The 26850-nt window shown below is 71.3% G+C and carries 26 protein-coding genes; 20 read left to right on the top strand and 6 right to left on the bottom strand.

What is annotated here, in order from left to right:
- Window positions 1–67 precede the first annotated feature (67 nt).
- Window positions 68–1711, top strand: a complete 1644-nt coding sequence (locus ACF059_RS28310) for a lytic transglycosylase domain-containing protein (protein WP_392062346.1) — start codon at window positions 68–70, stop codon at window positions 1709–1711.
- Between the two features lie 194 nt (window positions 1712–1905).
- On the opposite strand, the gene ACF059_RS28305 is transcribed toward ACF059_RS28310, so the two are convergent.
- A complete protein-coding gene (locus tag ACF059_RS28305) occupies window positions 1906–2109 on the bottom strand; it encodes a cold-shock protein (protein WP_030012116.1) in 204 nt (67 codons plus the stop codon).
- A 237-nt stretch (window positions 2110–2346) separates the two neighbouring features.
- On the opposite strand from ACF059_RS28305, the gene ACF059_RS28300 reads away from it, so the two are divergent.
- The 4 genes from ACF059_RS28300 to ACF059_RS28285 all read left to right on the top strand — a co-directional run bounded on the left by ACF059_RS28300 (window position 2347) and on the right by ACF059_RS28285 (window position 7148).
- Entirely contained in the window at window positions 2347–3210 is an 864-nt protein-coding gene (locus tag ACF059_RS28300) for a menaquinone biosynthetic enzyme MqnA/MqnD family protein (RefSeq protein ID WP_392062343.1), read from the top strand.
- Between the two features lie 201 nt (window positions 3211–3411).
- Complete coding sequence (locus ACF059_RS28295) at window positions 3412–5184, top strand: serine/threonine-protein kinase (RefSeq protein ID WP_392062340.1); 1773 nt, start codon at window positions 3412–3414, stop codon at window positions 5182–5184.
- A gap of 78 nt (window positions 5185–5262) precedes the next feature.
- Window positions 5263–6462: a cyclic dehypoxanthinyl futalosine synthase gene (mqnC, locus tag ACF059_RS28290; RefSeq protein ID WP_392062337.1), complete on the top strand. Its 1200-nt coding sequence runs from the start codon at window positions 5263–5265 to the stop codon at window positions 6460–6462.
- A gap of 41 nt (window positions 6463–6503) precedes the next feature.
- Window positions 6504–7148, top strand: coding sequence for a hypothetical protein (locus tag ACF059_RS28285; RefSeq protein ID WP_361953849.1), 645 nt, complete (start codon window positions 6504–6506; stop codon window positions 7146–7148).
- Here the strand turns inward: ACF059_RS28285 and ACF059_RS28280 are convergent.
- Together ACF059_RS28280 and ACF059_RS28275 are read right to left on the bottom strand one after the other, a co-directional pair.
- Window positions 7114–7443 (bottom strand): response regulator transcription factor, encoded by a 330-nt coding sequence (locus ACF059_RS28280; RefSeq protein WP_392062334.1) that lies wholly within the window; start codon window positions 7441–7443, stop codon window positions 7114–7116. The two genes, ACF059_RS28285 and ACF059_RS28280, sit on opposite strands and share 35 nt — an antisense overlap.
- 48 nt (window positions 7444–7491) lie before the next feature.
- A complete protein-coding gene (locus tag ACF059_RS28275; protein ID WP_392062332.1) occupies window positions 7492–8403 on the bottom strand; it encodes a DUF3152 domain-containing protein in 912 nt (303 codons plus the stop codon).
- 243 nt (window positions 8404–8646) lie between these two features.
- Here ACF059_RS28275 and ACF059_RS28270 point away from each other — a divergent pair, with 243 nt between their 5' ends.
- The 3 genes from ACF059_RS28270 to ACF059_RS28260 are packed head-to-tail and all read left to right on the top strand — an operon-like array spanning window position 8647 to window position 10697.
- Window positions 8647–9339 carry a demethylmenaquinone methyltransferase gene (locus tag ACF059_RS28270; RefSeq protein ID WP_360890741.1) on the top strand — a complete coding sequence of 231 codons (693 nt, stop codon included), beginning with the start codon at window positions 8647–8649 and terminating at the stop codon, window positions 9337–9339.
- Window positions 9340–9362: 23 nt separating this feature from the next.
- Window positions 9363–10274, top strand: coding sequence for a glutaminase (locus tag ACF059_RS28265; RefSeq protein WP_392062556.1), 912 nt, complete (start codon window positions 9363–9365; stop codon window positions 10272–10274).
- 36 nt (window positions 10275–10310) lie between these two features.
- The gene (locus ACF059_RS28260; RefSeq protein ID WP_392062329.1) at window positions 10311–10697 is read left to right on the top strand and encodes a VOC family protein; all 387 of its coding nucleotides are present in this window, start codon (window positions 10311–10313) and stop codon (window positions 10695–10697) included.
- Between the two features lie 1209 nt (window positions 10698–11906).
- Here ACF059_RS28260 and ACF059_RS28255 read toward each other — a convergent pair.
- Complete coding sequence (locus ACF059_RS28255) at window positions 11907–12437, bottom strand: GNAT family N-acetyltransferase (RefSeq protein ID WP_392062327.1); 531 nt, start codon at window positions 12435–12437, stop codon at window positions 11907–11909.
- A gap of 97 nt (window positions 12438–12534) precedes the next feature.
- Here ACF059_RS28255 and ACF059_RS28250 point away from each other — a divergent pair, with 97 nt between their 5' ends.
- The gene (locus ACF059_RS28250) at window positions 12535–13818 is read left to right on the top strand and encodes a geranylgeranyl reductase family protein (RefSeq protein ID WP_360890759.1); all 1284 of its coding nucleotides are present in this window, start codon (window positions 12535–12537) and stop codon (window positions 13816–13818) included.
- 89 nt (window positions 13819–13907) lie between these two features.
- Here the strand turns inward: ACF059_RS28250 and ACF059_RS28245 are convergent, their stop codons facing one another.
- Window positions 13908–14183 (bottom strand): hypothetical protein, encoded by a 276-nt coding sequence (locus tag ACF059_RS28245; RefSeq protein WP_392062324.1) that lies wholly within the window; start codon window positions 14181–14183, stop codon window positions 13908–13910.
- A gap of 206 nt (window positions 14184–14389) precedes the next feature.
- Window positions 14390–15232 (bottom strand): C40 family peptidase, encoded by an 843-nt coding sequence (locus ACF059_RS28240; protein WP_392062320.1) that lies wholly within the window; start codon window positions 15230–15232, stop codon window positions 14390–14392.
- An 886-nt stretch (window positions 15233–16118) separates the two neighbouring features.
- Between ACF059_RS28240 and ACF059_RS28235 the strand changes: the two genes are divergently transcribed.
- Genes ACF059_RS28235 through nuoK form a run of 11 tightly spaced genes read left to right on the top strand, consistent with a single transcriptional unit; the run spans window position 16119 to window position 26842 of the window.
- Window positions 16119–16478 (top strand): NADH-quinone oxidoreductase subunit A, encoded by a 360-nt coding sequence (locus tag ACF059_RS28235; RefSeq protein ID WP_030028256.1) that lies wholly within the window; start codon window positions 16119–16121, stop codon window positions 16476–16478.
- Between the two features lie 15 nt (window positions 16479–16493).
- The gene (locus tag ACF059_RS28230) at window positions 16494–17048 is read left to right on the top strand and encodes an NADH-quinone oxidoreductase subunit B family protein (protein ID WP_030010012.1); all 555 of its coding nucleotides are present in this window, start codon (window positions 16494–16496) and stop codon (window positions 17046–17048) included.
- On the top strand, window positions 17045–17779 hold the full coding sequence (locus ACF059_RS28225; protein ID WP_366865925.1) for an NADH-quinone oxidoreductase subunit C: 735 nt from the start codon (window positions 17045–17047) through the stop codon (window positions 17777–17779). The genes ACF059_RS28230 and ACF059_RS28225 overlap by 4 nt, the downstream gene beginning before the upstream one ends.
- The gene (locus ACF059_RS28220) at window positions 17779–19122 is read left to right on the top strand and encodes an NADH-quinone oxidoreductase subunit D (protein WP_360890770.1); all 1344 of its coding nucleotides are present in this window, start codon (window positions 17779–17781) and stop codon (window positions 19120–19122) included. The genes ACF059_RS28225 and ACF059_RS28220 overlap by 1 nt, the downstream gene beginning before the upstream one ends.
- On the top strand, window positions 19119–19856 hold the full coding sequence (nuoE, locus tag ACF059_RS28215) for an NADH-quinone oxidoreductase subunit NuoE (RefSeq protein WP_366865924.1): 738 nt from the start codon (window positions 19119–19121) through the stop codon (window positions 19854–19856). The genes ACF059_RS28220 and nuoE overlap by 4 nt, the downstream gene beginning before the upstream one ends.
- On the top strand, window positions 19856–21232 hold the full coding sequence (gene nuoF / locus ACF059_RS28210) for an NADH-quinone oxidoreductase subunit NuoF (RefSeq protein WP_361941323.1): 1377 nt from the start codon (window positions 19856–19858) through the stop codon (window positions 21230–21232). Before nuoE ends, nuoF begins: the two co-directional genes overlap by 1 nt.
- Window positions 21229–23736: an NADH-quinone oxidoreductase subunit G gene (locus tag ACF059_RS28205; protein ID WP_392062315.1), complete on the top strand. Its 2508-nt coding sequence runs from the start codon at window positions 21229–21231 to the stop codon at window positions 23734–23736. Before nuoF ends, ACF059_RS28205 begins: the two co-directional genes overlap by 4 nt.
- Window positions 23733–25097: an NADH-quinone oxidoreductase subunit NuoH gene (gene nuoH / locus ACF059_RS28200; RefSeq protein ID WP_392062312.1), complete on the top strand. Its 1365-nt coding sequence runs from the start codon at window positions 23733–23735 to the stop codon at window positions 25095–25097. Before ACF059_RS28205 ends, nuoH begins: the two co-directional genes overlap by 4 nt.
- Window positions 25090–25722 (top strand): NADH-quinone oxidoreductase subunit NuoI, encoded by a 633-nt coding sequence (gene nuoI, locus ACF059_RS28195; protein WP_392062309.1) that lies wholly within the window; start codon window positions 25090–25092, stop codon window positions 25720–25722. The genes nuoH and nuoI overlap by 8 nt, the downstream gene beginning before the upstream one ends.
- The gene (locus ACF059_RS28190) at window positions 25719–26546 is read left to right on the top strand and encodes an NADH-quinone oxidoreductase subunit J (RefSeq protein WP_392062306.1); all 828 of its coding nucleotides are present in this window, start codon (window positions 25719–25721) and stop codon (window positions 26544–26546) included. The genes nuoI and ACF059_RS28190 overlap by 4 nt, the downstream gene beginning before the upstream one ends.
- Window positions 26543–26842, top strand: a complete 300-nt coding sequence (gene nuoK / locus ACF059_RS28185) for an NADH-quinone oxidoreductase subunit NuoK (protein WP_045946785.1) — start codon at window positions 26543–26545, stop codon at window positions 26840–26842. Before ACF059_RS28190 ends, nuoK begins: the two co-directional genes overlap by 4 nt.
- Window positions 26843–26850 lie beyond the last annotated feature (8 nt).

Below are 26850 nucleotides of genomic sequence, written 5' to 3'. Positions count from 1 at the left end.
AGACAGTGGATATTCACGGTCAGTCCGGCCGTACGCCTTTGACGGCTCCTGGGGGGATCGCCGCACTGTGAAGCCGCTTCACCGTCACCTCGTCAACACCTCGCGCAAGGTCCTGTGCACGGCCGCACTCGCGGCCAGCCTGACCACCGCCGCGGTCGTGACCAGCCCGTCGACCGCCGACGCGGGAGAGTCCGAGCCCACCCCGGACAGTCCGCAGGCCGCCGACCGCGGTGACGCCCGGCTGGACCTGCCCGACATCGTCGCCGACCCGCCCCCGGCGGGGACGGGCGCGCCGGAGGGCGCGAGCGGGATACCCGCGACCGCCCTCGACGCCTACCACCGCGCCGAGGTGGCCGTGGCGGCCGCGCTGCCCGGCTGCAAGCTGCCCTGGCAGCTGCTCGCGGGCATCGGCCGCGTCGAGTCCGTCCACGCCTCCGGCTACGGGCTCAAGGCCGACGGCTACACCGAGAAGCCGATCCGCGGCCCCCGCCTCGACGGCAACGGCTTCGCCGAGATCCGCGACACCGACAAGGGCGAGTGGGACGCGGACGCGGTGTACGACCGGGCCGTCGGCCCGATGCAGTTCATCCCCTCCACGTGGGCGACGTGGGGCGCCGACGGCAACGGCGACGCCAAGCGCGACCCGAACAACATCTACGACGCGGCGCTGGGTGCGGGCCTCTACCTGTGCGCGGGGGACCGGGACCTGTCGAACCAGGGCAAGCTGGACGCGGCGATCCTGAGCTACAACAACTCGCGCGAGTACGTGAACACCGTGCTCGGCTTCATGCGCCAGTACCAGAACGGCGGCGCGGCCGAGGTCCCGAACCCGCCCGCCGGCAACTACCCGCCGGCGCAGCCGGGCACCCGGCCCACCCCGCCGCAGACGTCGTACACGCCGAGCCCGGCTCCCAAGCCGAAGCCGACCCCGACGCCGACCCCCACGCCCACCCCGACCCCCACCCCGACGCCGACCCCGGAGAAGCCCGCTCCGCACCTCCAGGACCTGACGGTGCTCGACGGGCCCGGCCTCACGGCCGAGGCCGGAACGGCCTTCACCGTGGTCCCGCGGGTCAAGCTGGTCCTCAGCGACGGCAAGCCCGCCGCCGGCCGGGACGTGATCTTCACGGTGGAGGAGGACGCCACGGGCACCCTCTTCGGCTCGGAGAAGTCCGTGTCGGTCAAGGCGGACGCCGACGGTATCGCGGCCGCGCCCGGCCTGAAGGCGGGCGCCACCCCGGGCACCTTCACGCTGCGCGCCTCGGCCTACGACACCACGAGCAGGCTCACGGTGAACTTCGAGGGCCGCGTCACCGCTCCGGTCGCCGACCTGCTGTCCCGGCCGGACGGCTCGAAGCCGCTGGAGGCGGTCGCCGGTACGAGCATCAAGGGCGTCGAGGTCTTCGCCACGGCCAAGGGCAAGGCGACCGCGGTCGCGGGCGTCGTGGCCGGGCTGGGCGAGGAGAAGGACGGCACGTGGGTGCCGGCCGACCCGGCGACCGCGAAGGGCCCGTACTTCAAGGACGAGACCGGCAAGAAGGTCTACACCGTCCCGCTGGCCAAGACCGGCGCCGACGGCCGGATCGTCCTGCCGGAGCTCTTCACGGACCCAGGCCTCGCCCCGGGCACCTACCAGCTCCGCCTGGCCACCCCGCAGAACGTGACCCTGATCCTGTCGATCACGATCACCGCACCGGCGGCCGCGAACTAGCCGAAGCCGAGTCCCCCGCCCCGGCACCGTCGCAACGGTGCCGGGGCGGCCTGCGTACACGGCCGCCCGCGTAGACCCCGCCACCCCTCCCGGAAGGGAAAAGGCAGGAGCCCTGCTCCTCGCTGCTCGCGCAGAGAGGAGCAGGGCTCCTTGGGTACTGCTTTCCAACCCGCGATGAGAGTTGGCCCAGGCGACTAGGCCGGGGTGACGTTCTCCGCCTGCGGGCCCTTCGGACCCTGCGTGACGTCGAAGTTCACCGTCTGGTTCTCCTCCAGGGAGCGGAAGCCAGAGGCGTTGATCGCGGAGTAGTGGACGAAGACATCCGGGCCGCCGCCGTCCTGGGCGATGAAGCCGAAGCCCTTTTCAGCGTTGAACCACTTCACGGTTCCGGTAGCCATGAGCCCTCCTATGGGCCAAAGGGTCGCCCTGCTCCAGAACCTGCTAAGAAGTCTGAAAACTACAAAAGCCTGCGGGTCACATTCTCCGCAGGCCTCGTACTGCAAGGGAAACCAAACTGCAACTTGCGACGAGCCTAGCACGCACCCTGCGGCCGAGACCAGAGGGAAAGATCACGTCACTCGGACGTTTGAGACCCGCCCGAAGGCTGACGGACACACGGGGACTAGTCTCGCGATGTGGACGTCTACCGCAGCCGGCCCCGCGTCGGCCACATCCAGTTCCTGAACTGCCTGCCCCTCTACTGGGGGCTCGCCCGAACCGGCACGCTGCTGGACCTGGAGCTGACCAAGGACACCCCGGAGAAGCTGAGCCAGCGCCTCGTCGACGGGGAGCTGGACATCGCCCCCATCACCCTCGTGGAGTTCCTCAGGAACTCCGACCAGCTCGTGGCCTTCCCCGATCTCGCGGTCGGCTGCGACGGCCCCGTGATGTCCTGCGTGATCGTCTCGCAGGTGCCGCTGGACCAGCTCGACGGAGCCCGCGTCGCCCTCGGCTCGACCTCCCGCACGTCCGTACGCCTCGCTCAGCTGCTGCTTTCCGAGCAGTACGGGGTCCGGCCCGACTACTACACCTGCCCGCCCGACCTCGGGGTGATGATGCAGGAGGCGGACGCGGCCGTACTGATCGGCGACGCCGCGCTGCGCGCCTCGCTCCACGACGCACCCCGGCTCGGCCTGACCGTGCACGACCTGGGACACATGTGGAAGGAGTGGACCGGACTGCCGTTCGTCTTCGCCGTCTGGGCCGCCCGCAAGGACTACCTCGCCCGCGAGCCCGTCGTCGTGCGGAAGGTCCACGAGGCCTTCCTCGCCTCCCGGGACGTCTCCCTGGAGGAGGTCACCAAGGTGGCCGAGCAGGCGGCCCGCTGGGAGGCGTTCGACGCGGAGCTGCTGGAGCGGTACTTCACCACGCTCGACTTCCGCTTCGGACCCGAGCAACTGGCCGGCGTACGGGAATTCGCCCGCCGTACCGGCCCGACGACCGGCTATCCCGCCGATGTCGCCGTGGAGCTCCTGAGCACGGTGGTTCAGGAGCGCTGACCGGGATTACCCGGCGGCAGGCCAAAGGGCCGGGCCGGGCGGTGCGCGGTTTCCCGTGAATTCACGCCCCTTTCGCATTCCGGGCGGCGGCCGGGAAATGCAAAAGGGCGACAGCGCCTTCCCCCGGGCCGGGCACCCCCTAGGGTGCTGCATGGCCGGGCGGCACAAGGCGCCCGCGATCACGGGGAATTGGGGGACGCGATGCAGCCGCTCGAAGCCGGCGAGCCGCGGACCATCGGCGCGTACCGGCTGCTCGGCCGGCTCGGCGCGGGTGGCATGGGCCGGGTCTACCTGGGGCGCAGTGCGGGCGGCCGGACCGTCGCCGTCAAGATCGTGCACCCGCACTTCGCCACCGACGAGGAGTTCCGCGCCCGGTTCCGCCGCGAGGTCGAGGCGGCCCGGCGGGTGGGCGGCGAGTGGACCGCGCCCGTCCTGGACGCGGACCCCGAGGCCCCCGTGCCCTGGGTGGCCACCGGATACGTGGCGGGCCCCTCCCTGGACCGGGCGCTGGCCGCGCACGGGCCGCTCCCCGAGACCTCCGTACGGGCCGTCGGCGCGGGGCTGGCCCGCGCCCTGGTGGCCGTGCACGGGCTGGGACTCGTCCACCGGGACGTGAAGCCGTCGAACGTCATGCTCACCCTCGACGGGCCGCGGCTGATCGACTTCGGGATCGCCCGGGCCACGGACGGCACCGCCTCCCTGACGTCCACGGGCGTCTCGGTCGGCTCGCCCGGCTACATGTCGCCCGAGCACATCCTCGGCAAGGGGGTCACCGGGGCCGCCGACGTGTTCTCGCTCGGCGCCGTCCTGGCCTTCGCGGCGACCGGACGGCCGCCGTTCACCGGGGACAACTCGGCCACCCTCCTCTACAAGGTGGTCCACGAGCCGCCCGAGCTCGGCGCGCTCCCGGCCGGTGAGCTGCGCGAGCTGATCGCGGCCTGCCTGGCCAAGGCGCCCGCCGACCGGCCGGCCCCGCAGGCGGTCGCGGCGGCCCTCGGCGCGGCCCTGGGCGCCCCGGGCTGGCTGCCGGCCCCGCTGGTCGAGGAGGCCAGCCGCGCCGCGGTCGCCCTGCTGGACCTGGACGCCGACGCCTCCGGTGTCCCGGAGGCGGCCGCCCGGTTCGGCGCGGCCGTCCCCGACGCCCCCTCGGGCCCGGTGCCCTTCACGACCCCGTCCCACGGAGGCCAGGCGGTGGCCGGCTTCGGTGCACCGGACCCCTCGTACGGGGGCGGCCCGTACGCCCCCTCGGGCCCGCCGGCCGGCCCGTACGGCAGCCCCACCGAGACCGCCGGGGGCGGCGGCCAGGGCGGCGGCGCGGGCGCGGGCGTGGGCGCGGGCGGGGTACCGCAGCCGCGGACCGCGCCCGACGGGCGGCAGGTGAGCCTGCGCGCGGCGGGCCGCCGCTTCAGCTGCACCCTCGTGCTCGCCGCGGCCGCCGTCGTGGCGGCGCTGTCCGGCGGGCTGTACGGGTTCGGCCTGCTGCCCGGCCAGGGCGACAAGGGCCGGGACCTGGCCGACTCCGGCCCCGGGCCCGCCGCCTCCAGCCCCGCCTCCCAGGCGCCGGGTGCGACCCCGTCCGGGCAGGGCGACGGCCAGCCGCCCCGGGGGACCCGTACGGACGTCCCCAAGGAGCTCATCGGCACCTGGAAGGGCACGGTCACCACCGCCCGCCTCGGCCTCGCCAGCGAGTTCGAGATCACCATCAAGGGCGGCAAGGTCGGCGAGGTCGTCGCCCGGGACAAGTCGGTCCTGGCCGTACTGGGCACCGACTGCAGCGGCGACTGGAAGCTCGCCTCCGCCACCGACCGCTCGCTCGTCCTGGACACCGCCGGCGGCCCCAACCCGGCCCCGGGGGTCTGCTCCAACGGCTCCGCCGACGAGCGCTTCACCCTCAACGCCAACGGGACCCTCCACTACAAGTCGGGCGACGGCCCGGCCGGGAACCCCGAGGGCGATCTCACCCGTAGCCCCTGAAAGCGCGCCGGACCCCCTGGCGTAGGCTGGATCGGTCCGGACCTTGACACAGACACACCGCCGAAAGGTGACTCACCGGTGACCGACCAGGCCGTTCTCCAGTCTGTCCTCGACCGCGCCGCCGCGGGGGGCCGGATCACCAAGGAAGAGGCGCTCGACCTCTACCGCCACGCGCCGCTGCACGCGCTCGGCCAGGCGGCCGACGCCGTGCGCCGCCGCCGCTACGCCGGTACCGAGCACATCGCGACGTACATCATCGAGCGCAACATCAACTACACCAACGTGTGCGTCACGGCGTGCAAGTTCTGCGCCTTCTACGCGGCCCCCAAGGACACGAAGAAGGGCTGGTCCCGCGACCTCGACGACATCCTGCGCCGCTGCGCGGAGACCGTCGAGCTCGGCGGCACGCAGATCATGTTCCAGGGCGGGCACCACCCGGACTACGGCGTCGAGTACTACGAGCACCACTTCTCCGCCATCAAGAAGGCCTTCCCGCAGCTGGTCATCCACTCCCTCGGCGCGTCCGAGGTCGACCACATGGCCCGCATCTCGGGCGTCTCGGCGAGCGAGGCCATCCAGCGCATCCACGCCGCCGGCCTCGACTCCTTCGCGGGCGCCGGCGCCGAACTGCTGCCGGAGCGGCCGCGCAAGGCGATCGCCCCGCTCAAGGAGTCCGGCGAGCGCTGGCTGGAGATCATGGAGATCGCCCACGAGCTGGGCGTGGAGTCCACCTCCACCATGCTGATGGGCACCGGCGAGACCAACGCCGAGCGCATCGAGCACATCGCGATGATCCGCGACACCCAGGACCGTACGGGCGGCTTCCGCGCCTTCATCCCGTACACCTACCAGCCCGAGAACAACCACCTCAAGGGCCGCACCCAGGCGACGATCTTCGAGTACCTGCGCATGATCGCGATCGCGCGCCTGTTCCTCGACAACATCGCCCACATCCAGGGCTCCTGGCTGACGGTCGGCAAGGAGGCGGGCCAGCTCTCGCTGCACTACGGCGCGGACGACCTCGGCTCGATCATGCTGGAGGAGAACGTCGTCTCCTCGGCCGGTGCCAAGCACCGCTCCAACCGCCAGGAGATCATCGACCTGATCCGCAAGGCGGGCCGTACGCCCGCGCAGCGCGCGACGACGTACGAGCACCTGCTCGTCCACGACGACCCGGCGAACGACCCGGTCGACGACCGCGTCGTCTCGCACATCTCCTCCACCGCCATCGAGGGCGGCACGGCGCACCCCGAGCTGAAGCTCATCTCCTCGAACTGACGCGTCCGAGCCGATGCCGATGAACCGATGCCGATGAACCGATGCTGACGCTCCACACCGCCGAACTCCTCGTCGCCGGGCCCGGATCCGCGCCGCTCCCCGGCGGCGCGGTCCTCGTCGAGGGCGACCGGATCACCCGCGTGGGGCCGTACGCCGACCTGTGCGCGGCCCATCCGCACGCCCGCGTCCGGCGCTGGCCCGGCTTGCTCACCCCCGGCCTGCTGGTGCGCGGGGCGGACGAGCTGCTGGAGCGCACGTACTACCCGGACGACCCGTACGAGGTCACCGAGCTCGGCGCCGACCCGATCCGCGGCGCGGACGCGCTGGAGGCGCTGAAGCTGACCGAGCCGCGGCGGGGCAACAGCGCCCGGCGCGGTACCCAGCGCCTCCTCGCCCGCGGCGTGGTGGCGGTGTGCGGCCGCTTCACGAGCCCGGCGGTGCGCACGGCGGTGGTCCGCTCGGGGCTGACGGTCCTGCCCCCGGCGCCGTACGAGGGGTTGCCCGCGCTGGATCCGTTCGCCGGGCGCGACGCGGCCCGGGAGGCCTTCCACGGGATCCTGGAGCCGGGCGCGGCGGCCCGCTTCGCGGTGTTCGCGGTGGCGGACGAGGCGCAGCTGCTGGAGCGGGGCGCGACCACGTGCGTGGCCACGGTCATCGGGGGCAGGCTGCTCCACCGCCGCCGCTGAGGCGCGCGTCCTCCTCGCGGGCGAGCGCGGCGAGCAGGCAGGCCTGCAGGCGGCTGATCCCGCCGAGCTTGGCCCGTATGTTCACGACGTGGAACTTGACCGTGCTGACCGACAGCTGGAGCTCGTCGGCGAGCTCCTTGTTGGAGGCGCCGGTGGCCAGGCACAGGAACACGGCCGACTCCTGCTCGGTCAACTGCACCCCGGTCGTGATCAGCTGCTGCGCTGCGGCCGGCTCCCGGGCGGGCTCCCCGTACGACGGGAACCACGCGGGAACGCTGAAGCTGACGACGCGCACGGTTTCCACTCCCCCCGGCCGGCGACACTCCGCGGCCGGCTCTCCCACCTAAGGGACGCGCGGACCGGACAGATAAGTTCCGCTCTCGTCGTACGGCCAGGCGTTGGACTTGCAGCCGAGCAGGCCCTTGATCTGCTGCATCATCGCGGGCGCGGGCTGGCCGGGTCCCGGGCAGGTCTCGTGCTCGCGGCCGATCTCGTGCCCGACCTCATGGTTGACGATCAGCGCCCGGTACTCCTCCACCGAGCCGCTGAACTGCGGCGAACCCTCCTGCCAGCGCTTGAGGTTCACGACGACGGTGTGCCCGGCGCGGCAGTTCGTCTCGCCGATGAGCTCGGGCGTGACCACCTCGCACAGGCGGTCCGTGGTCGACGGCGTCGCGATCTTGACGGTGAAGTCCACCGGCTGGCCGGCCCCGACCAGCTGGAACCCGTACGCCGGATCCCTGGTCCAGCCGCGCGGATCGCCCAGGATCGCCTCCACCGAGCGGGCGGCGGCCTCCGGGTCGACGCCGCTGCCCTCCTCGACCTCGATCCGCCAGCGCAGCGCGGTCCCCTTGCCCTGAGCCGGGCCGGCGGCGGTGGACGCCGTGAAGGCGCCCGGCCGGGCGGGGGCCGCGGGTGCGCCGGTGGTCGGCGCGGGCGAGCCCGGGGAGGGCTTGCCGGGCGCGGCGGAGGACTTCACCGGGGCGGGAGCCTTCGCGCCGCCCTGCGCCGCCGGCTTCCCGGCGCCGTCCGCCCCCTGCGCCTCCTCCTGCTGCTCGGTCCGGACCGCCGGCCGGCTGCCGGCGCGCGGGTCGCCGCCGTCCTCGGGCAGCAGCGCGTACGCGGTCCCCGAGAGCGCGACCAGCGCCGCCGAACCGATCAGGACGGTGCGCCGCAGCCGCCTGCGCCGCTGCGCCCGACGTCTGGCGCGCGGTCCGCTACGGCTGGAGCGACCGGTGGATTGGCCTGCCGGCATCGTGAAGCCCTTTGTTCGCGGCGGCCACTGCCGGACCTGCCACGCTTCGGGCCCCGATCCGGCGGGTGACCCTCACCGGGCCGCACGCTGCCAGTCAACGCGGCCGCGGGGCGGCGGCGTAACTGTCCTTCGGACCAGTTCTGCCGCAGCGGTGGAGCCCCCGCCGCCGGGGGCGGCGCAGCCTGAGAGGATGGGACCGTACCCACCCGCCGATCCGCATCGCACACCGAGGGGCGAACGCCAGTGACAAGGGCATCCCTGGACAAGCAGCCGCACGAAGTCGCCTCCATGTTCGACCGGGTCGCGGCGAACTACGACCTCACCAACGACGTCCTGTCCCTCGGCCAGGCCCGGCTGTGGCGCAAGGAGGTCGCCAAGGCGGTCGGCGCGCGCCCCGGACAGCACGTCCTCGACCTGGCCGCCGGCACCGCGACGTCCTCGCTGCCCTTCGCCGCCACGGGCGCGTACGTCGTCCCCTGCGACTTCTCCCTCGGCATGCTCCGCGAGGGCAAGAAGCGCAACCCCTGGCTGCCGCTGACGGCGGGCGACGCGACCCGGCTGCCCTTCAAGGACGACGCCTTCGACACCGTCACCATCAGCTTCGGGCTGCGCAACGTCCAGGACACCGACGCCGCCCTGCGCGAGCTGTACCGGGTGACCAAGCCCGGTGGGCAGGTCGTCATCTGCGAGTTCTCGCAGCCCACCTGGGCGCCGTTCCGCACGGTGTACACGGAGTACCTGATGCGCGCCCTGCCGCCGGTGGCCCGCGCCGTCTCCTCCAACCCCGAGGCGTACGTGTACCTGGCCGAGTCCATCCGCGCCTGGCCCGACCAGCCCGAGCTCGCCGGCCTGCTGCGGAAGGCCGGCTGGTCCAAGGTCGCCTGGCGCAACCTCAGCGGCGGCATCGTCGCGCTGCACCGGGGCACCAAGGTCTGACACCCGTGCCCGACGCTGCACCCGTGGACTACGGGCCCCTGCTGAAGCAGATCGCGGCCGACCTCGCCCCGCTGGTGGGCAGCGGCACCCCCGCCGAGTACATCCCGGCGCTGGCCTGCGTGGACCCGCGGCGGTTCGGCATGGCCATCGCCGACCTCGACGGCAACGTCTGGGGGGTGGGGGACTGGCAGGTGCCCTTCTCCACCCAGTCCATCACCAAGGTCTTCGCGCTCGCCCTGGCGCTGGCCGAGGGCGGCGACAGCCTGTGGGAGCGGGTCGGCCGCGAGCCGTCCGGCAACCCCTTCAACTCGCTCGTCCAGCTGGAGTACGAGAACGGCATTCCGCGCAATCCGTTCATCAACGCGGGCGCCCTCGTCGTCACGGACCGGCTCCAGACCCTGACGGGCGACGCGAGCAGCGAACTGCTGGAGTTCCTGCGGGCCGAGAGCCAAAACCCGGACATCGGCTTCGACGCCGAGGTCGCCGCCTCCGAGCAGGAGCATGGCGACCGCAACGCGGCCGTCGCCCACTTCATGGCCTCGTACGGCAACATCGACAACCCGGTGCCCACCCTCCTCGACCACTACTTCTGGCAGTGCTCGATCGAGATGAGCTGCGCCGACCTGGCCCGCGCCGGCCTCTTCCTGGCCCGCCACGGCCTGCGCGCGGACGGCTCCCGGCTCCTGACCCGCAGCGAGGCCAAGCAGATCAACGCGGTGATGCTGACGTGCGGGACGTACGACGCGGCGGGCGAGTTCGCCTACCGCGTCGGCCTGCCCGGCAAGAGCGGAGTCGGCGGCGGCATCATCGCGGTCGTCCCGGGCCAGTGCGTCCTGGCGGTGTGGAGCCCGGGCCTGGACACCCAGGGCAACTCGGTGGCGGGCGTGGCGGCCCTGGATCGCTTCACGACCCTGACGGGCCTGTCGGTGTTCTAGCACCGCACCCGGAAGCGAGGACGGAGACGGACACGCATGACCTCAGTACTGCAGAACGTGGCGATCGACTGCACGGACGCCTACGAGCTGGCCCGATTCTGGAGCCGAGTGACCGACCGCCCCCTGCACCCCGAGGACAAACCGGGCGACCGGGAGACACAGGTCCTCCTGACGGACGGCCCGGTGCTCTACTTCAACCAGGTGCCCGAGCCCAAGAAGACCAAGAACCGGATCCACCTCTGCCTGCGCCCCGAGACCTCGCGCGACCAGGAGGTGGAACGGCTGCTCGCCCTGGGCGCCACCCTCGTCGCCGACCACCGCAACCCCGACGGCTCCGGCTGGGCGGTCCTCGCCGACCCCGAAGGCAACGAATTCTGCGTCCTGCGCAGCGACTCCGACCGGGCGGCCGCGCCCCGTCGCTGACGCCATCGAACGATCACGCCTCGGCTTCGGGGGGGCGGGAGCCCCTTGGGCGGGATCAGAGTGGCGTATGGGGGTTTCCCGTCAGTCTCATCGTCTCTCCGTGTCGGGCCGGTCCCTCAAGGGCGCTCCCTACGGTCGCGTCGCTACGCGATGGCCTTCGGCCACCCTTGACCGACCGTCCCGCCCCGGACATACGAAGACTGCCGGGAAACCCCCAAAGGAACGGGCCGGGCATCCATTACAGGGACGGGCAGCGTCGCGATGCACGGCCTGGGCCCCGGCCGGCCAGTCCGCGAGGCGGGCCGATCGTCATCGGATCGCCGGGGCGGGGGGTGACGCGTCAGATCGCTACGCGCTTCTCGCATCTCAGCGTCCGACGGCCGTCTGGGGCTGGGAATAGGCCGCCACGGATCGCTACACGGTCCCCGTCGACGGCGACTGAGGGTCGTTTCTGGCGGAGAGGGCCCGCCGGGGGCTGGTGGAGGGTCGTGGGCGTCGATTCCTCGCCTCAGCCGAGCTGTACTCCGATCAGAGCGACCCCACTCCCAACAACCGGCGGACATACATCCCCAATTGGGACAAAAGAACGGCCGTTCCGACCGCCCACCCACGCTGACCCGGATACAGCTCGGAATAGCCACGCTCTGGTGCCTGGACTTCCCCAGACAGCCGTCAGGCGCCGTCTTCGCAGACATCGAAGACTCGTGGGCGGCCTATGTCCAGCCCAGGACGGGCGTCGGACGCTGAGAGATGAGAAGCGCGTAGCGATCTGACGCGTCCGCCCCGACCCCGGGTGCCGGGAAGGTGGGGCCGCTCCTGGAGATCCGGCCGCCGGGGCCCAACCCGTGCATCGCGACGCTGCTAGCCCCTGTATGTGGATGGCCGGCCCGTTCCTTTGGGGGTTTCCCGGCAGTCTTCGTATGTCCGGGGCGGGACGGTCGGTCAAGGGTGGCCGAAGGCCATCGCGCAGCGACGCGACGAAGGAGCGCCCTTGAGGGACCGGCCCGACACGGAGAGACGATGAGACTGACGGGAAACCCCCATACGCCACTCTGATGCCGCCCCGGGGGCTCCCGCCCCCCGAAGCCGCCCCGCACCGCTCGGTGCGCCCGCGGGAATCCGAGCCGGGGGCGGGTGGGCAACCGCCGGGTGGGGGTGGGGGGTCAAGGGGGCGGATACCCCGCACGCGTGACCCCGTACCCCCCCCGCTCACCCCTCCCCGAGCGTCAGTTCGTACCGCCTGCCGTACGCGGCGCCGCCCGGCAGGAGGAAGCGGTCGGTCAAGGTCATGCCCAGGCGCTCCGCCACCGCGATCGAGCGGGCGTTGGCGTCGTTGATCATCGCCACCACGTGCGGGACGCCGGCCTCCCGCACGCGGTCCAGGGTGGCGAGCGCGGCGGCGTACGCGTAGCCCTGGCCCCACGCGGAGCGCCCCAGTCGCCAGCCGATCTCGATCTCGCCGACCGGCCCCCACTCCTTCTCCCGCGGCCACGGCTGTGCGCCGGTGAATCCGATGACCGCGCCGTCGGCGTCCAGCAGGGTCCACAGGCAGTAGCCGAGTTGGGCGTCGTGCATGCGCTGGCGCGCGGTGATCTCCTCGTACGCGGACAGCTCGGCGGGACCGCCGAGGAACTCCATCACGTCGGGGTCGGCGAAGAGGTGGTGCCAGGCGTGCGCGTCCTCGTCAGTGAGCACGCGGAGCTGTACGGCGGGGAGCGGCCGGGTCGGCGAGGTGGTCACAGGGGCAGCCCTTCGGTTCGCGATCTCTCTCGCTGCATAGACTGCACATGTCCGGTGCCGTTGGGCACCCTTTATCGAGCCTTCGGGAGACCCCGCAGTGACCGAGCTCCTCTCCGAACACACCGCGGACGTGATCGTCGTCGGGGCCGGGCCCGCCGGCTCGACCACCGCCTACTACCTCGCCAAGGCCGGATTGGACGTCCTGCTGCTGGAGAAGACGGCGTTCCCGCGCGAGAAGGTGTGCGGCGACGGCCTGACCCCGCGCGCCACCAAGCAGCTGGTCGCGATGGGCATCGACATCTCCGAAGAGGCCGGCTGGCTGCGGAACAAGGGCCTGCGCATCATCGGCGGCGGGCAGCGGCTCCAGCTGGACTGGCCGGAACTCGCCTCCTTCCCGGACTACGGACTGGTCCGCAAGCGCGACGACTTCGACGAGACCCTGGCCCGCCAGGCGCAGAAGGCCGGCGCCCGCCTCTACGAGCGCTGCAACGTCGGCGAGCCCGTACGCGACCCGCGCACCGGCCACATCACGGGCGTGCAGGCGAAGCTGGGCGAGGAGAAGACCCCGGTCACCTTCCACGCCCCCCTCGTCGTGGCCGCCGACGGCAACTCCTCGCGCCTCTCCCTGGCGATGGGCCTGCACCGCCGCGAGGACCGCCCGATGGGCGTGGCCGTGCGCACGTACTTCACCTCGCCCCGCCACGACGACGACTACCTGGAGTCCTGGCTGGAGCTGTGGGACCGGCGCGGCGCGCAGGACCGGCTGCTGCCCGGCTACGGCTGGATCTTCGGCATGGGCGACGGCACGTCCAACGTCGGCCTCGGCATCCTCAATTCCTCCTCCGCCTTCAAGGAGCTGGACTGGCGCGAGGTCCTCAAGGCCTGGTGCGCGTCCATGCCGGAGGACTGGGGCTACACCCCTGAGAACATGACCCAGCCGATCCGTGGCGCGGCCCTGCCGATGGCCTTCAACCGGCAGCCGCACTACACCAAGGGCCTGCTGCTGGTCGGTGACGCGGGCGGCCTCGTCAACCCGTTCAACGGCGAGGGCATCGCGTACGCCATGGAGTCGGGCCAGATCGCGGCCGACGTCATCGTGCAGGCGCACGCCCGGGCCACCCCGGCGCAGCGCGAGCTGGCCCTGCACAACTACCCGAAGGTCCTCAAGGAGACCTACGGCGGCTACTACACGCTGGGCCGCGCCTTCGTGAAGCTGATCGGCAACCCGAAGGTCATGAAGGTCGCCACGCAGCGCGGCCTGACGCACCCGGTGCTGATGCGGTTCACGCTGAAGATGCTGGCCAACCTGACCGACCCGACGGGCGGCGACGCGATGGACCGCATCATCAACGGCCTGTCGAAGGTGGCCCCCCGGGCCTGACGATCCCACCCCGGGCCGCTCCTCGGACCGTCGAGCGGCCCGGCTCGTGGCGCTCGGCCAGTTTCGGCCCCGGCCGGGCGGCGTGTGTTTCAGCCGTCGGTGTGGGTGGCGGTGTCCGTGTCCGGGGCGGTGTCGCCGTGTACGGCGCGCACGCAGTGGGCCAGCAGGACCAGGCCGCAGAGGAGCAGTGCGCCCGAGGCGGTCCAGCCGAGGCCCAGGGTGAGGGGGTGCCCCGGTTTCTGCCAGGGGCGGGCGGTGGTCAGCAGCCAGCCGCCGACGGCGAGCAGGGTGAGCCCGAGCGCGGCCGGGGCCGCGGTGGGGTCGTCGGCGCCGTGGTCCTCGTACGACTTGGGCATCGGCGTCACGGAACCACCACCTCCAGGGTCGAACGATCACATCGAGCCACGGCCCCCATCTTCGCAGGGTGGCGCCCGGTCCGGTACGGGCCGCCCACTAGGCGGTCAGGCGGACGGTCAGGCGCGCGGGCACGCCGAAGGGCCGGTACTCCACCCCCGAGCGGGGGAGTACCGGCCCTTCGGCACGTGCGGACGACCCAGAGGTCTCAGACGACTCAGAGGACGCGGACGGCGCCCGTCGGCTTGTCGTAGCTGAGGCTGCGCTCGACGATGCCGGTGCTGGAGTTCTGCGCGCCGACGAACTTGCCGCCGCCGACGTAGATGGCGACGTGGTACGCGCTGCCGCGGGCACCCCAGTACAGGATGTCGCCGGGCTGCAGCGCGCTGAGCGAGACCGCGGTGCCGGACGAGGACTGCGCCTGGGACATGCGCGGCAGGGAGATGCCGGCCTGACGGTAGGCGGCCTGGACGAGACCGGAGCAGTCGAAGGAGTTCGGACCGGTTCCGCCCGAAACGTACGCCTTACCGACCTGCGCGCGGGCGAAGTTGACGATGGCGGCGGCGGAGCCGGTGGCCGGGGCGGTGACGGTTCCGGAGCCCTGGGCGGTGGAGCCGGAGTCCGAACCGGAGGCGCTCTGGAGCTTGGTGCGCTCGGCACTGCGGGTGGCGCGCTCGGCCTCGGCCTTGCGGTCCGCCTCGTCCTTGGCCGTCTTCTCCTCGTCGGCCTTCTTCTGGGCCTCTTCCTTGGCCTGCTTCGCCTCGGCGGCGGCGCCGGTACGGGCGCTCTCCTCCTGGGCGTTCAGTTCGCCCTCGACGGCCGCGAGGCGGGTGTTCTCGGCGGCCTGCGTGACGGCGGAGGAGACCTCGGCGCCCAGGTCCAGGTTCAGGACCGGCATTTCGAGCGTCGTCTCGGCCACGGGCTCGGCGGGGGACGCGCTCGCGGTGCCGGCCATGGCCAGGGTGCTGAGGACGCCACCGGCAACTCCGGCGCGGACCGCGAGCTTCGAGGCGCTGCGGCGGGGCTTCCGGTGGCTGGGTATGTGAGCGGTGTGGGACATGAGGACAACCGCTATCAGGGCGCCAGGGTTCCCTTCAAGAAACGTGGCTTGCGCCACAGTTGCGCGCGAAGGCCGATAACCGGGTGCGTCTCAGCCTTTATTGACGCCGTAACGGGCGAAACGGACAGGGCCCTGCAGGGCTGTGATCATGGGGTTTCTCTAATAAGTCCGAATTGATCCTTGACCTACCATCCCGCCGCACAGATGGCCAAGCCCCCTTTCGGAAGCGGCCATTCAGAGTGGCGCAGGTCACAGGAGCGTCACATGATGCGGACGTTGTGGGCCGGCCGTGACCTTCCTGTGAACCGGCCGAGTGCCTGCCGTGAAGTTCTCGCTCGGATTCCTGCCGCCGCCCGCGGTCCCGCCACCCCGCCGCGGGCCGCCCCTCCACCCCGCCGCGATCTTGCCGCGCCCCTCGTGAACGGATGCACGCGCCCGGAGCCGCCGCCCCGCCCCGCGTACCCCGCGTCCACCTCCGTACGCGCGGGCCCCCCGACCGGGCGACGCCGATCCCTTTATCACCCCAGCGGCCCGTCTCGCCAATTTGCATGTAAAGGCCATCTTTGATAAAGCACTCCCGCCTTCTACCTGCGGTAACGGGGCCGGATGTCACCTTTGGTGATCATGTGGATGCTTCGCGTATGAAGATCACCACTCATCGGAGTTCATGATCGTTCGTCAGGTGGTGGAGATCACAAACTCTGTGTTGTAACCCGTGTCGCAGATCACAGACGCGCGGGCATAAGATGCGCAGCAGTCCGGCTTGTGAACTGCCTCACATGCAAGCGCTCGATCGCAGCGCGATCGCGGCGCGATCTTGGCGAGGCGGGGCACTCGGCGCCGGCAGCGGTCCAACGGTCAAGGACGACTGGAAGGAGCGAGGAGCGTGAATGCGTACGCGCCCATCCTCGTGCTCGGCGCCCTCGGCGCAGGGTTTGCGATCTTCTCCGTGGTCATGGCCACGCTGATCGGCCCAAAACGGTACAACCGGGCGAAGCTTGAGGCGTACGAGTGCGGCATCGAGCCGACTCCCACGCCGGCCGGCGGCGGCCGCTTCCCCATCAAGTACTACCTGACGGCGATGCTCTTCATCGTCTTCGACATCGAGGTTGTCTTCCTCTACCCCTGGGCCGTCACCTTCGACTCCCTGGGGATCTTCGGGCTCGTCGAGATGCTGCTCTTCGTGCTCACCGTCTTCGTCGCCTACGCCTACGTGTGGCGCCGCGGCGGCCTGGAATGGGACTGAGGGGCTGAATTTTCCATGGGACTGGAAGAGAAGCTGCCGAGCGGCTTTCTGCTGACCACCGTCGAACAGGCCGCGGGCTGGGTGCGCAAGTCATCCGTCTTCCCGGCGACCTTCGGCCTCGCCTGCTGCGCCATCGAGATGATGACCACCGGAGCGGGCCGGTACGACCTGGCCCGCTTCGGCATGGAGGTCTTCCGCGGCTCCCCGCGCCAGGCCGACCTGATGATCGTGGCCGGCCGGGTCAGCCAGAAGATGGCGCCCGTACTGCGGCAGGTGTACGACCAGATGCCCGCTCCCAAGTGGGTGATCTCCATGGGGGTTTGTGCATCTTCGGGCGGAATGTTCAACAACTACGCGATCGTCCAGGGCGTGGACCACATCGTCCCCGTGGACATCTACCTGCCCGGCTGCCCGCCGCGCCCCGAGATGCTGATGGACGCGATCCTCAAGCTCCACCAGAAGATCCAGGGCTCCAAGCTCGGCGTGAACCGGGAAGAAGCGGCCCGTGAGGCGGAGGAGGCGGCCCTCAAGGCCCTCCCCATCATCGAGATGAAGGGGCTGCTCCGGTGAGTGAGACCCGCGAACCCAACCCCGACAAGGAACTCAGCCGCGAGAACCTCCCCGGCCAGCGCGGGGACCACGGCGAGGAGATCCGCGTCCAGCGCGGCATGTTCGGCGCCCGCAACGGCGGCGACACCTCCGGCTACGGCGGCCTCGTGCGCTCCGTACGCCTGCCCGGCCCGGCCGTCCGCCCGTACGGCTCCTATTTCGACGAGGTGGCCGACGAACTCGAAGGCGCCCTGGAGGAGCAGGACCTGCTGCCCGAGAACGCCATCGAGAAGACGGTCGTCGACCGCGGCGAGCTCACCTTCCACATCGCCCGCGAGCACCTCGTCCGCGTGGCCGCCACCCTGCGCGACGACCCGGCCCTGCGCTTCGAGCTGTGCACCGGCGTCTCGGGGGTGCACTACCCCGGGGACAAGGGCCGCGAGCTGCACGCCGTCTACCACCTGCGCTCGCTCACCCACGGCCGGATCCTGCGGCTGGAGGTGTCCGTCCCGGACAGCGACCCGCACGTCCCCTCGCTCGTCTCCGTCTACCCGACCAACGACTGGCACGAGCGCGAGACGTACGACTTCTTCGGCCTGATCTTCGACGGGCACCCGGCCCTCACCCGGATCATGATGCCGGACGACTGGCAGGGCTTCCCGCAGCGCAAGGACTACCCGCTCGGCGGCATCGCCGTCGAGTACAAGGGCGCCCAGATCCCGGCTCCCGACCAGCGGAGGTCGTACAGCTGATGTCCACGTCAAACCACGCCTCCCCGGCCTCCCCCGCCTCCTCGCGCGAGACGACCGAAGGCCTCGTCTACACCGTCACCGGCGGCGACTGGGACGAGGTCGTCCAGTCCGCGGCCAAGGCCGACGACGAGCGGATCGTCGTCAACATGGGCCCGCAGCACCCCTCCACCCACGGAGTGCTGCGCCTGATCCTGGAGATCGACGGCGAGACGGTCACCGAAGCCCGCTGCGGCATCGGCTACCTGCACACCGGCATCGAGAAGAACCTCGAATTCCGGAACTGGACGCAGGGCACCACCTTCGTGACGCGCATGGATTACCTGACGCCGTTCTTCAACGAGACGGCGTACTGCCTCGGCGTCGAGAAGCTGCTCGGCATCACCGACCAGATCCCGGACCGCGCCACCGTCATCCGCGTCCTGCTGATGGAGCTCAACCGGCTCTCCTCCCACCTGGTGTGCATCGCCACCGGCGGCATGGAGCTGGGCGCGACCACGATCATGATCTACGGCTTCCGCGACCGCGAGCTGATCCTCGACATCTTCGAGCTGATCACCGGGCTTCGCATGAACCATGCGTTCGTCCGCCCCGGCGGCCTCGCGCAGGACCTGCCCCCGGGCGCCGTCGACCAGCTGCGCGACTTCGTCAAGACCATGAAGAAGAACCTGCCGGAGTACGACAAGCTCGCCACCGGCAACCCCATCTTCAAGGCCCGCATGCAGGACGTCGGCTACCTCGACCTGACCGGTGCCATGGCGCTCGGCGCCACCGGCCCGATCCTGCGCTCCGCCGGCCTGCCGCACGACCTGCGCAAGTCGGACCCGTACTGCGGCTACGAGACCTACGAGTTCGACGTGCCGACCACCGAGACCTGCGACTCCTACGGGCGGTTCCTGATCCGCCTGGAGGAGATGCGCCAGTCGCTGCGGATCGTCGAGCAGTGCCTGGAGCGGCTGGAGCCGGGCCCGGTGATGGTCGCCGACAAGAAGATCGCCTGGCCCGCGCAGCTGGCGATGGGCCCGGACGGCCTCGGCAACTCGCTCGACCACATCAGGAACATCATGGGCACCTCGATGGAGGCCCTCATCCACCACTTCAAGCTGGTGACCGAGGGTTTCCGGGTCCCGGCCGGACAGGCGTACGCGGCCGTGGAGTCGCCCAAGGGCGAGCTGGGCGTCCACGTGGTCTCCGACGGCGGGACCCGCCCCTACCGGGTCCACTTCCGCGACCCGTCCTTCACCAACCTGCAGGCCATGGCGGCGATGTGCGAGGGCGGCCAGGTCGCCGACGTCATCGTCGCCGTCGCCTCCATCGACCCCGTGATGGGAGGCGTCGACCGATGACAGAGATCTCGCTGGGTATGCCCCAGCTGCCCGCCCCGGACTTCCCGGCGGAGGTACGCGAGCGCCTCGAAGCGGACGCCAAGGACGTCATCGCCCGCTACCCCGACAGCCGCTCCGCACTGCTGCCGCTGCTGCACCTGTGCCAGTCCGAGGAGGGCTACGTCTCGCGCACCGGCGTCCGCTTCTGCGCCGAGGTGCTGGGCCTGACCACCGCCGAGGTGACGGCGGTGGCGACCTTCTACACGATGTACCGGCGCAAGCCCTCGGGCGAGTACCAGGTCGGCGTCTGCACGAACACGCTGTGCGCGGTCATGGGCGGCGACGCCATCTTCGAGGAGCTCAAGGAGCACCTCGGGGTCGGCAACAACGAGACCACGCCCGACGGCAAGGTCACCCTCGAACACATCGAGTGCAACGCGGCCTGCGACTACGCCCCCGTGGTGATGGTCAACTGGGAGTTCTTCGACAACCAGACCCCCGAGTCCGCCAAGGCCATGGTGGACGACCTGCTCGCCGGCCGCGAGGTCACGCCGAGCCGGGGCGCGCCGCTGTGCACCTACAAGGAGACCGCCAGGATCCTGGCCGGTTTCCCGGACGAGCGCGAGGGCGCGGTCGCGGCGAGCGGCGGCGCCGGCGCCGCCTCCCTGATCGGGCTGCGCATCGCCCGCGGCGAATCGCCGCACACCCCGATCGTCCACCCGCGTGGCGAGGCCACCACCGAGGGAGGGGAGTGATGACCGTGTCATCCAAGGAAAGCCATGAGGGCACCTCCCGGCCGGAGGCAGGGGGAGGCGCGAGCCCGGAGAAGCTCCTGGCACCCGTCCTGTCGGCCTTCTGGGACGAGCCGCAGTCGTGGACGCTGGAGACCTACCGGCGCCACGAGGGCTACGAGGGCCTGCGCAAGGCCCTCGCGATGACCCCGGACGACCTCATCGCCTACGTGAAGGACTCGGGCCTGCGCGGACGCGGCGGCGCGGGCTTCCCCACCGGCATGAAGTGGCAGTTCATCCCGCAGGGCGACGGCAAGCCGCACTACCTCGTCGTGAACGCGGACGAGTCGGAGCCGGGAACCTGCAAGGACATCCCCCTCCTCTTCGCCAACCCGCACTCCCTCATCGAGGGAATGATCATCGCCTGCTACGCGATCCGCTCGCAGCACGCCTTCATCTACCTGCGCGGCGAGGTCGTGCCGGTCCTGCGGCGCCTGCACGAGGCGGTGCGCGAGGCGTACGAGGCCGGTTACCTCGGCAAGGACATCCTCGGGAGCGGGCTCGACCTCGACATCACGGTGCACGCGGGGGCGGGCGCGTACATCTGCGGCGAGGAGACGGCGCTGCTCGACTCCCTCGAAGGCCGGCGCGGTCAGCCCCGGCTGCGTCCTCCCTTCCCTGCCGTCGAGGGGCTCTACGCGTGCCCCACTGTCGTGAACAACGTGGAGTCCATCGCCTCGGTTCCCGCGATCCTGAACAAGGGCAAGGACTGGTTCAAGGCGATGGGGACCGAGAAGTCCCCCGGCTTCACGCTGTACTCGCTCTCCGGACACGTCGCCGGCCCCGGCCAGTACGAGGCCCCGCTCGGCATCACCCTGCGCCAGCTCCTCGACATGAGCGGCGGGATGCGGCCCGGGCACCGGCTCAAGTTCTGGACCCCGGGCGGCTCCTCCACCCCGATGTTCACCGACGAGCACCTCGACGTCCCGCTCGACTACGAGGGCGTGGGCGCGGCCGGCTCGATGCTCGGCACCAAGGCGCTCCAGTGCTTCGACGAGACGACCTGCGTGGTGCGGGCCGTCACCCGGTGGACCGAGTTCTACGCCCACGAGTCCTGCGGCAAGTGCACCCCCTGCCGCGAAGGCACGTACTGGCTGGTCCAGTTGCTCCGCGACATCGAGGCCGGCAAGGGCGTCATGTCCGACCTCGACAAGCTGAACGACATCGCCGACAACATCAACGGCAAGTCCTTCTGCGCGCTCGGCGACGGCGCGGCCAGCCCGATCTTCTCCTCGCTCAAGTACTTCCGCGAGGAGTACGAGCAGCACATCACGGGCAGGGGCTGCCCCTTCGACCCCAGGAAGTCGACCCTCTGGGCTGACACGGAGGTGAACGCATGACCGTCACCAGTAACGCTCCCGCCGGTGGCGGAGGGCCCGCCGTACCGCCCGCCGATCTGGTCACGCTGACCATCGACGGGGCCGAGCTCTCGGTGCCCAAGGGCACGCTCGTCATCCGGGCCGCCGAACAGCTCGGCATCGAGATCCCCCGGTTCTGCGACCACCCCCTCCTCTCCCCGGCCGGCGCCTGCCGCCAGTGCATCGTCGAGGTCGAGGGCCAGCGCAAGCCGATGGCCTCCTGCACCATCACCTGCACCGACGGCATGGTCGTCAAGACCCAGCTGACGTCGGCGGTCGCCGACAAGGCCCAGCGCGGGGTGATGGAGCTGCTGCTCATCAACCACCCGCTGGACTGCCCGGTCTGCGACAAGGGCGGCGAGTGCCCGCTGCAGAACCAGGCGATGTCGCACGGCAACGCCGAATCGCGTTTCGAAGGCATGAAGCGCACCTACGAGAAGCCCGTCCCGATCTCCACCCAGGTGCTCCTGGACCGCGAGCGGTGCGTGCTCTGCGCCCGCTGCACCCGCTTCTCCAACGAGATCGCCGGCGACCCGATGATCGAGCTGCTGGAACGCGGAGCGCTCCAGCAGGTCGGCACCGGCGAGGGCGACCCCTTCGAGTCGTACTTCTCCGGCAACACCATCCAGATCTGCCCCGTCGGCGCGCTGACCTCGGCCGCCTACCGGTTCCGCTCCCGCCCCTTCGACCTCGTCTCCTCCCCGAGCGTGTGCGAGCACTGCGCGGGCGGCTGCGCGACCCGGACCGACCACCGCCGCGGCAAGGTGCTGCGACGCCTCGCCGCGGAGGACCCCGAGGTCAACGAGGAGTGGCTCTGCGACAAGGGCCGGTTCGCGTTCCGCTACGCGCAGCGCCCCGACCGGCTCACCACCCCGCTGGTGCGCGGCGCCGACGGGGTCCTCGCCCCCGCCAGCTGGCCGGAGGCGCTGGAGGCCGCGGCCCGCGGGCTCGCCACGGCGCGCGGCCGGGCCGGGGTGCTCACCGGCGGCCGGCTCACCGTCGAGGACGCCTACGCGTACGCCAAGTTCGCGCGGGTGGTGCTGGACACCAACGACATCGACTTCCGGGCCCGCGTGCACAGCGCGGAGGAGGCCGAGTTCCTGGCCGCCACCGTGGCCGGCACCGGCAAGGACCTCGACGGCGCGGGGGTCACGTACACCTCGCTGGAGGCGGCGCCGGCCGTCCTGCTGGCCGGCATCGAGGCGGAGGAGGAGGCCCCCGGCGTCTTCCTGCGCCTGCGCAAGGCCCACCGCAAGCACAAGCAGCGGACCTTCGCCCTCGCCCCCTTCGCGACGCGCGGCCTGGAGAAGGCGGGCGGCACGCTGCTGGCCGCCGCCCCCGGCACCGAACCGGAGTGGCTGGACGCCCTGGCCACCCGGATCGGCCTGGAGGCCGGAGGCGAACAGGCCGCCGAGGCGCTGCGCCTGCCCGGCGCCGTCATCGTCGTAGGCGAACGGCTCGCCGGGGTGCCCGGCGCGCTGACCGCCGCCGTACGGGCCGCCGCCGCGACCGGGGCCGCGCTCGTATGGATCCCGCGCCGGGCCGGGGAGCGGGCCGCCGTCGAGGCGGGCGCGCTGCCGTCCCTGCTGCCCGGCGGCCGCCCGGCCACCGACCCGCGGGCGCGCGACGAGGTCGCCGCCGCCTGGGGCCTGGACGAACTGCCGCACCGCTACGGCCGGGACACCGGCCAGATCGTCGAAGCGGCCGCCACCCGGGAGCTGTCCGCCCTGCTGGTCGCCGGCGTGGAGGTCGCGGACCTGCCGGATCCGGCCCGTGCGCGGGTCGCCCTCCAGGAGGCCTTCGTGGTGTCGCTGGAACTGCGGCCGAGCGAGGTCACCGACCACGCGGACGTGGTCCTGCCGGTCGCCGCGGTCGCGGAGAAGGCGGGCGCGTTCATCAACTGGGAGGGCAGGGTCCGGCCGTTCGAGGCCGCGCTCAAGCCCGACCAGATGACCCGCCGGCTCGCCCCGGCCGACGCCCGCGTGCTGCACATGCTGGCCGACACCGCCGACCGGCCGATTGCGCTGCCCGACGTACACGCCGTACGCCGGGAGCTCGACGGGCTCGGCACGTGGGCCGGGGAGCGGGCCGCCGAACAGTCCGCGGACACCGCGCCGCTGCCCCGCCCGGGTCTGGGCGAGGCGGTCCTCGCCGGCCACCGGCTCCTGCTCGACCAGGGCAGGCTCCAGGACGGCGACGACGCCCTGGCCGGGACCCGGCACGAGGCGAGCGCCCGACTGTCGGCCGCGACGGCCGCCGAGACGGGCGTCAAGGACGGCGACGTCCTCGCGGTCACCGGACCGGCCGGCTCGGTGGAACTGCCGCTGCGGATCACGCAGATGCCCGACCGGGTGGTCTGGCTCCCCCTGAACTCGGTGGGCGGCGGAGTGCTCGCCGACACGGGCGCCCGCCCGGGCACCCTCGTACGCATCGGCCCGGCGACCCCGGCCGGCGCCGACGGCACCACTGCGGAGGTGGGCGCGTGAACGCGGTACAGCTGGCCGCCGAGGACCTGTCCCTGTTCGGGCGGGACGTCTGGTGGCTCGTCGTCGTCAAGGCGGTGTTCTGCTTCGCCTTCCTGATGGTGACGGTGCTCTTCTCCATCGTCTGGGAGCGCAAGGTCGTCGCCTGGATGCAGTTGCGCATCGGCCCGAACCGGCACGGCCCCTGGGGCATGCTCCAGTCGCTCGCCGACGGCGTGAAGCTGATGCTCAAGGAAGACGTCATCGTCAAGCGGGCCGACAAGGTCGTCTACGTCCTGGCCCCGATCATCGCGGCGATCCCGGCCTTCATGGCCATCGCGGTGATCCCCTTCGGCCCCTCGGGCAACGAGGTCTCCATCTTCGGCCAGCGCACCACGATGCAGCTGACCGACCTGCCCATCGCGATGCTCTACGTCCTCGCGGTGGCCTCGGTCGGCATCTACGGCATCGTCCTGGCGGGCTGGTCCTCCGGCTCCACCTACCCGCTCCTGGGCGGACTGCGCTCCTGCGCGCAGATGATCTCCTACGAGATCGCGATGGGCGCGGCCTTCGCCTCGGTCTTCCTCTACTCCGGGTCGATGTCGACCTCGGCGATCGTGGAGGCCCAGGCCGACCGCTGGTACATCATCCTGCTGCCGGTCTCCTTCATCATCTACGTCGTCACGATGGTCGGCGAGACGAACCGCGCCCCCTTCGACATGCCGGAGTCCGAGGGCGACCTGGTCGGCGGCTTCAACACCGAGTACTCGTCCATCAAGTTCGCGCTGTTCATGCTCGCCGAGTACGTCAACATGGTCACCGTCTCGGCGGTCTCCGTCACCCTCTTCCTGGGCGGCTGGCGGGCCCCGGCGCCGATCTCCACCTACTGGGAGGGCGCGAACCACGGCTGGTGGCCGATGCTCTGGTTCGTCCTCAAGGTGCAGCTGCTCCTGTTCTTCTTCATCTGGCTGCGCGGCACGCTCCCGCGCGTGCGCTACGACCAGCTGATGAAGCTCGGCTGGAAGGTCCTGATCCCGGTCTCCGTGGTCTGGCTGATGCTGGTGGCCACCGTGCGGGCGCTGCGCAACGAGCGGTACGACTTCAGCGAGATCGTCCTCTACGTCGGCGGCGCCGTCGTGGCGATCCTGCTGCTGTCCTTCGTCGCGGACCTCTTCCGCGACAAGCGGGAGAAGGCGGCGGCCGCGGAGGCCGTGCGGGACACCGAGCCCTTCGACCCGCTGGCGGGCGGATTCCCCGTACCGCCCAAGCCCGGCCAGCACCTGGCACCCGTACCGCGCAGGCGGCCTCGCAGTGAGCGGGAGCTGATTGTCAGTGGCGGGACGAATACTGACAGTGACCGAGAGGAGGGTGCTGAGAATGTCTGACGCTGACCAGAGCGACACGTGGCAGAACCCGGTGGCGGGCTTCGGCGTGACCTTCAAGGCCATGTTCAAGAAGCGCCTCACCGAGCAGTACCCGGAGCAGCACAAGACGACCGCTCCGCGCTTCCACGGACGCCACCAGCTCAACCGGCACCCGGACGGTCTGGAGAAGTGCATCGGGTGCGAACTGTGCGCCTGGGCCTGTCCCGCCGACGCCATCTACGTGGAGGGCGCGGACAACACGGAGGAGGAGCGCTACTCCCCGGGCGAGCGGTACGGCCGGGTCTACCAGATCAACTACGCCCGCTGCATCCTGTGCGGGCTGTGCGTGGAGGCGTGCCCGACGCGGGCGCTGACCATGACGAACGAGTTCGAACTGGCCGACTCCAGCCGTGAATCGCTCATCTACACCAAGGAGCAGCTGCTCGCGGGTCTCACCGAGGGCATGGTCGAGGCACCGCACTCGATCTTCCCCGGCATGGACGACACGGACTACTACCGAGGTCTGGTGACCGCGGCCGCCCCCGGCACGGTCCGCCAGGTCCCCACCGACACGGCGGCCCCGCAGGAGGCGGCCTCGGACTCCGGGCCGGACGAGCCCGCCGCGCAGGAGGTGATCGGACGATGAGCGCTTCGCTCGCCGCGGCCTCCACCTCGCTCACCTCCACCGGCGAGGCCGTGCAGTTCTGGGTCCTCGGCACGGTCGCCGTCATCGGCGCCCTGTCCACGATCCTGATGAAGAAGGCCGTGCACAGCGCCCTCAGCCTGGCCGGGACGATGATCATCCTGGCGGTCTTCTACCTCGCGAACGGTGCCTACTTCCTGGGCGTCGTCCAGGTCATCGTCTATACCGGCGCGATCATGATGCTCTTCCTCTTCGTGGTCATGCTCGTCGGCGTCACCGCCGCCGACTCCCTGAAGGAGACCATCAAGGGGCAGCGCTGGCTCGCCGTCCTGTGCGGGCTCGGCTTCGGCATCCTGCTGATCGCCGGCATCGGCAACGCCAGGCTCGACCACTTCAACGGGCTCGGCCGGGTCAACTCCGCCGGACACGTGGAGGGTCTGGCCCAGCTGATCTTCACCAAGTACGTCTTCGCCTTCGAGATCACCGGCGCGCTGCTCATCACCGCGGCCGTCGGCGCGATGGTGCTCACGCACCGCGAGCGCACCGAACGGGCCGCCACCCAGCGCGAGCTGGCCGAGCGGCGCGTACGCGAGGGCGTGCAGCTCCCGCCGCTTCCGGCGCCCGGCGTCTACGCCCGGCACAACGCGGTGGACGTCCCCGGCCTGCTCCCGGACGGCACCCCGTCCGAGCTCACGGTCAGCCAGACGCTGCGCGCCCGCGGCCAGATCCGGGACGTCTCCGGCGAGGCGCTCTCCGACCTCAAGGCGCTGGAACAGCGCTCCTCGGAGCGCCTCGGCCGTGACGCGCATGAGGAGGCCACGAAGTGAACCCGGTCAACTACCTGTACCTGGCGGCCCTGCTGTTCACCATCGGCGCCGCCGGGGTGCTGATCCGCAGGAACGCGATCGTGCTGTTCATGTGCGTCGAGCTGATGCTCAACGCCTGCAACCTCGCCTTCGTCGCCTTCTCCCGGATGCACGGCAACCTCGACGGTCAGATCATCGCGTTCTTCACGATGGTCGTCGCCGCCGCGGAGGTCGTGGTCGGCCTGGCGATCATCGTGTCGCTGTTCCGTACCCGCCACTCGGCCTCGGTCGACGACGCCAGCCTGATGAAGCTGTAAGGGGCGCT

It is taken from the genome of Streptomyces sp. NPDC016562 (assembly GCF_043076955.1).
Taxonomy (GTDB): Bacteria; Actinomycetota; Actinomycetes; order Streptomycetales; family Streptomycetaceae; genus Streptomyces.
This window is presented reverse-complemented; position numbering and strand designations above follow the sequence as displayed.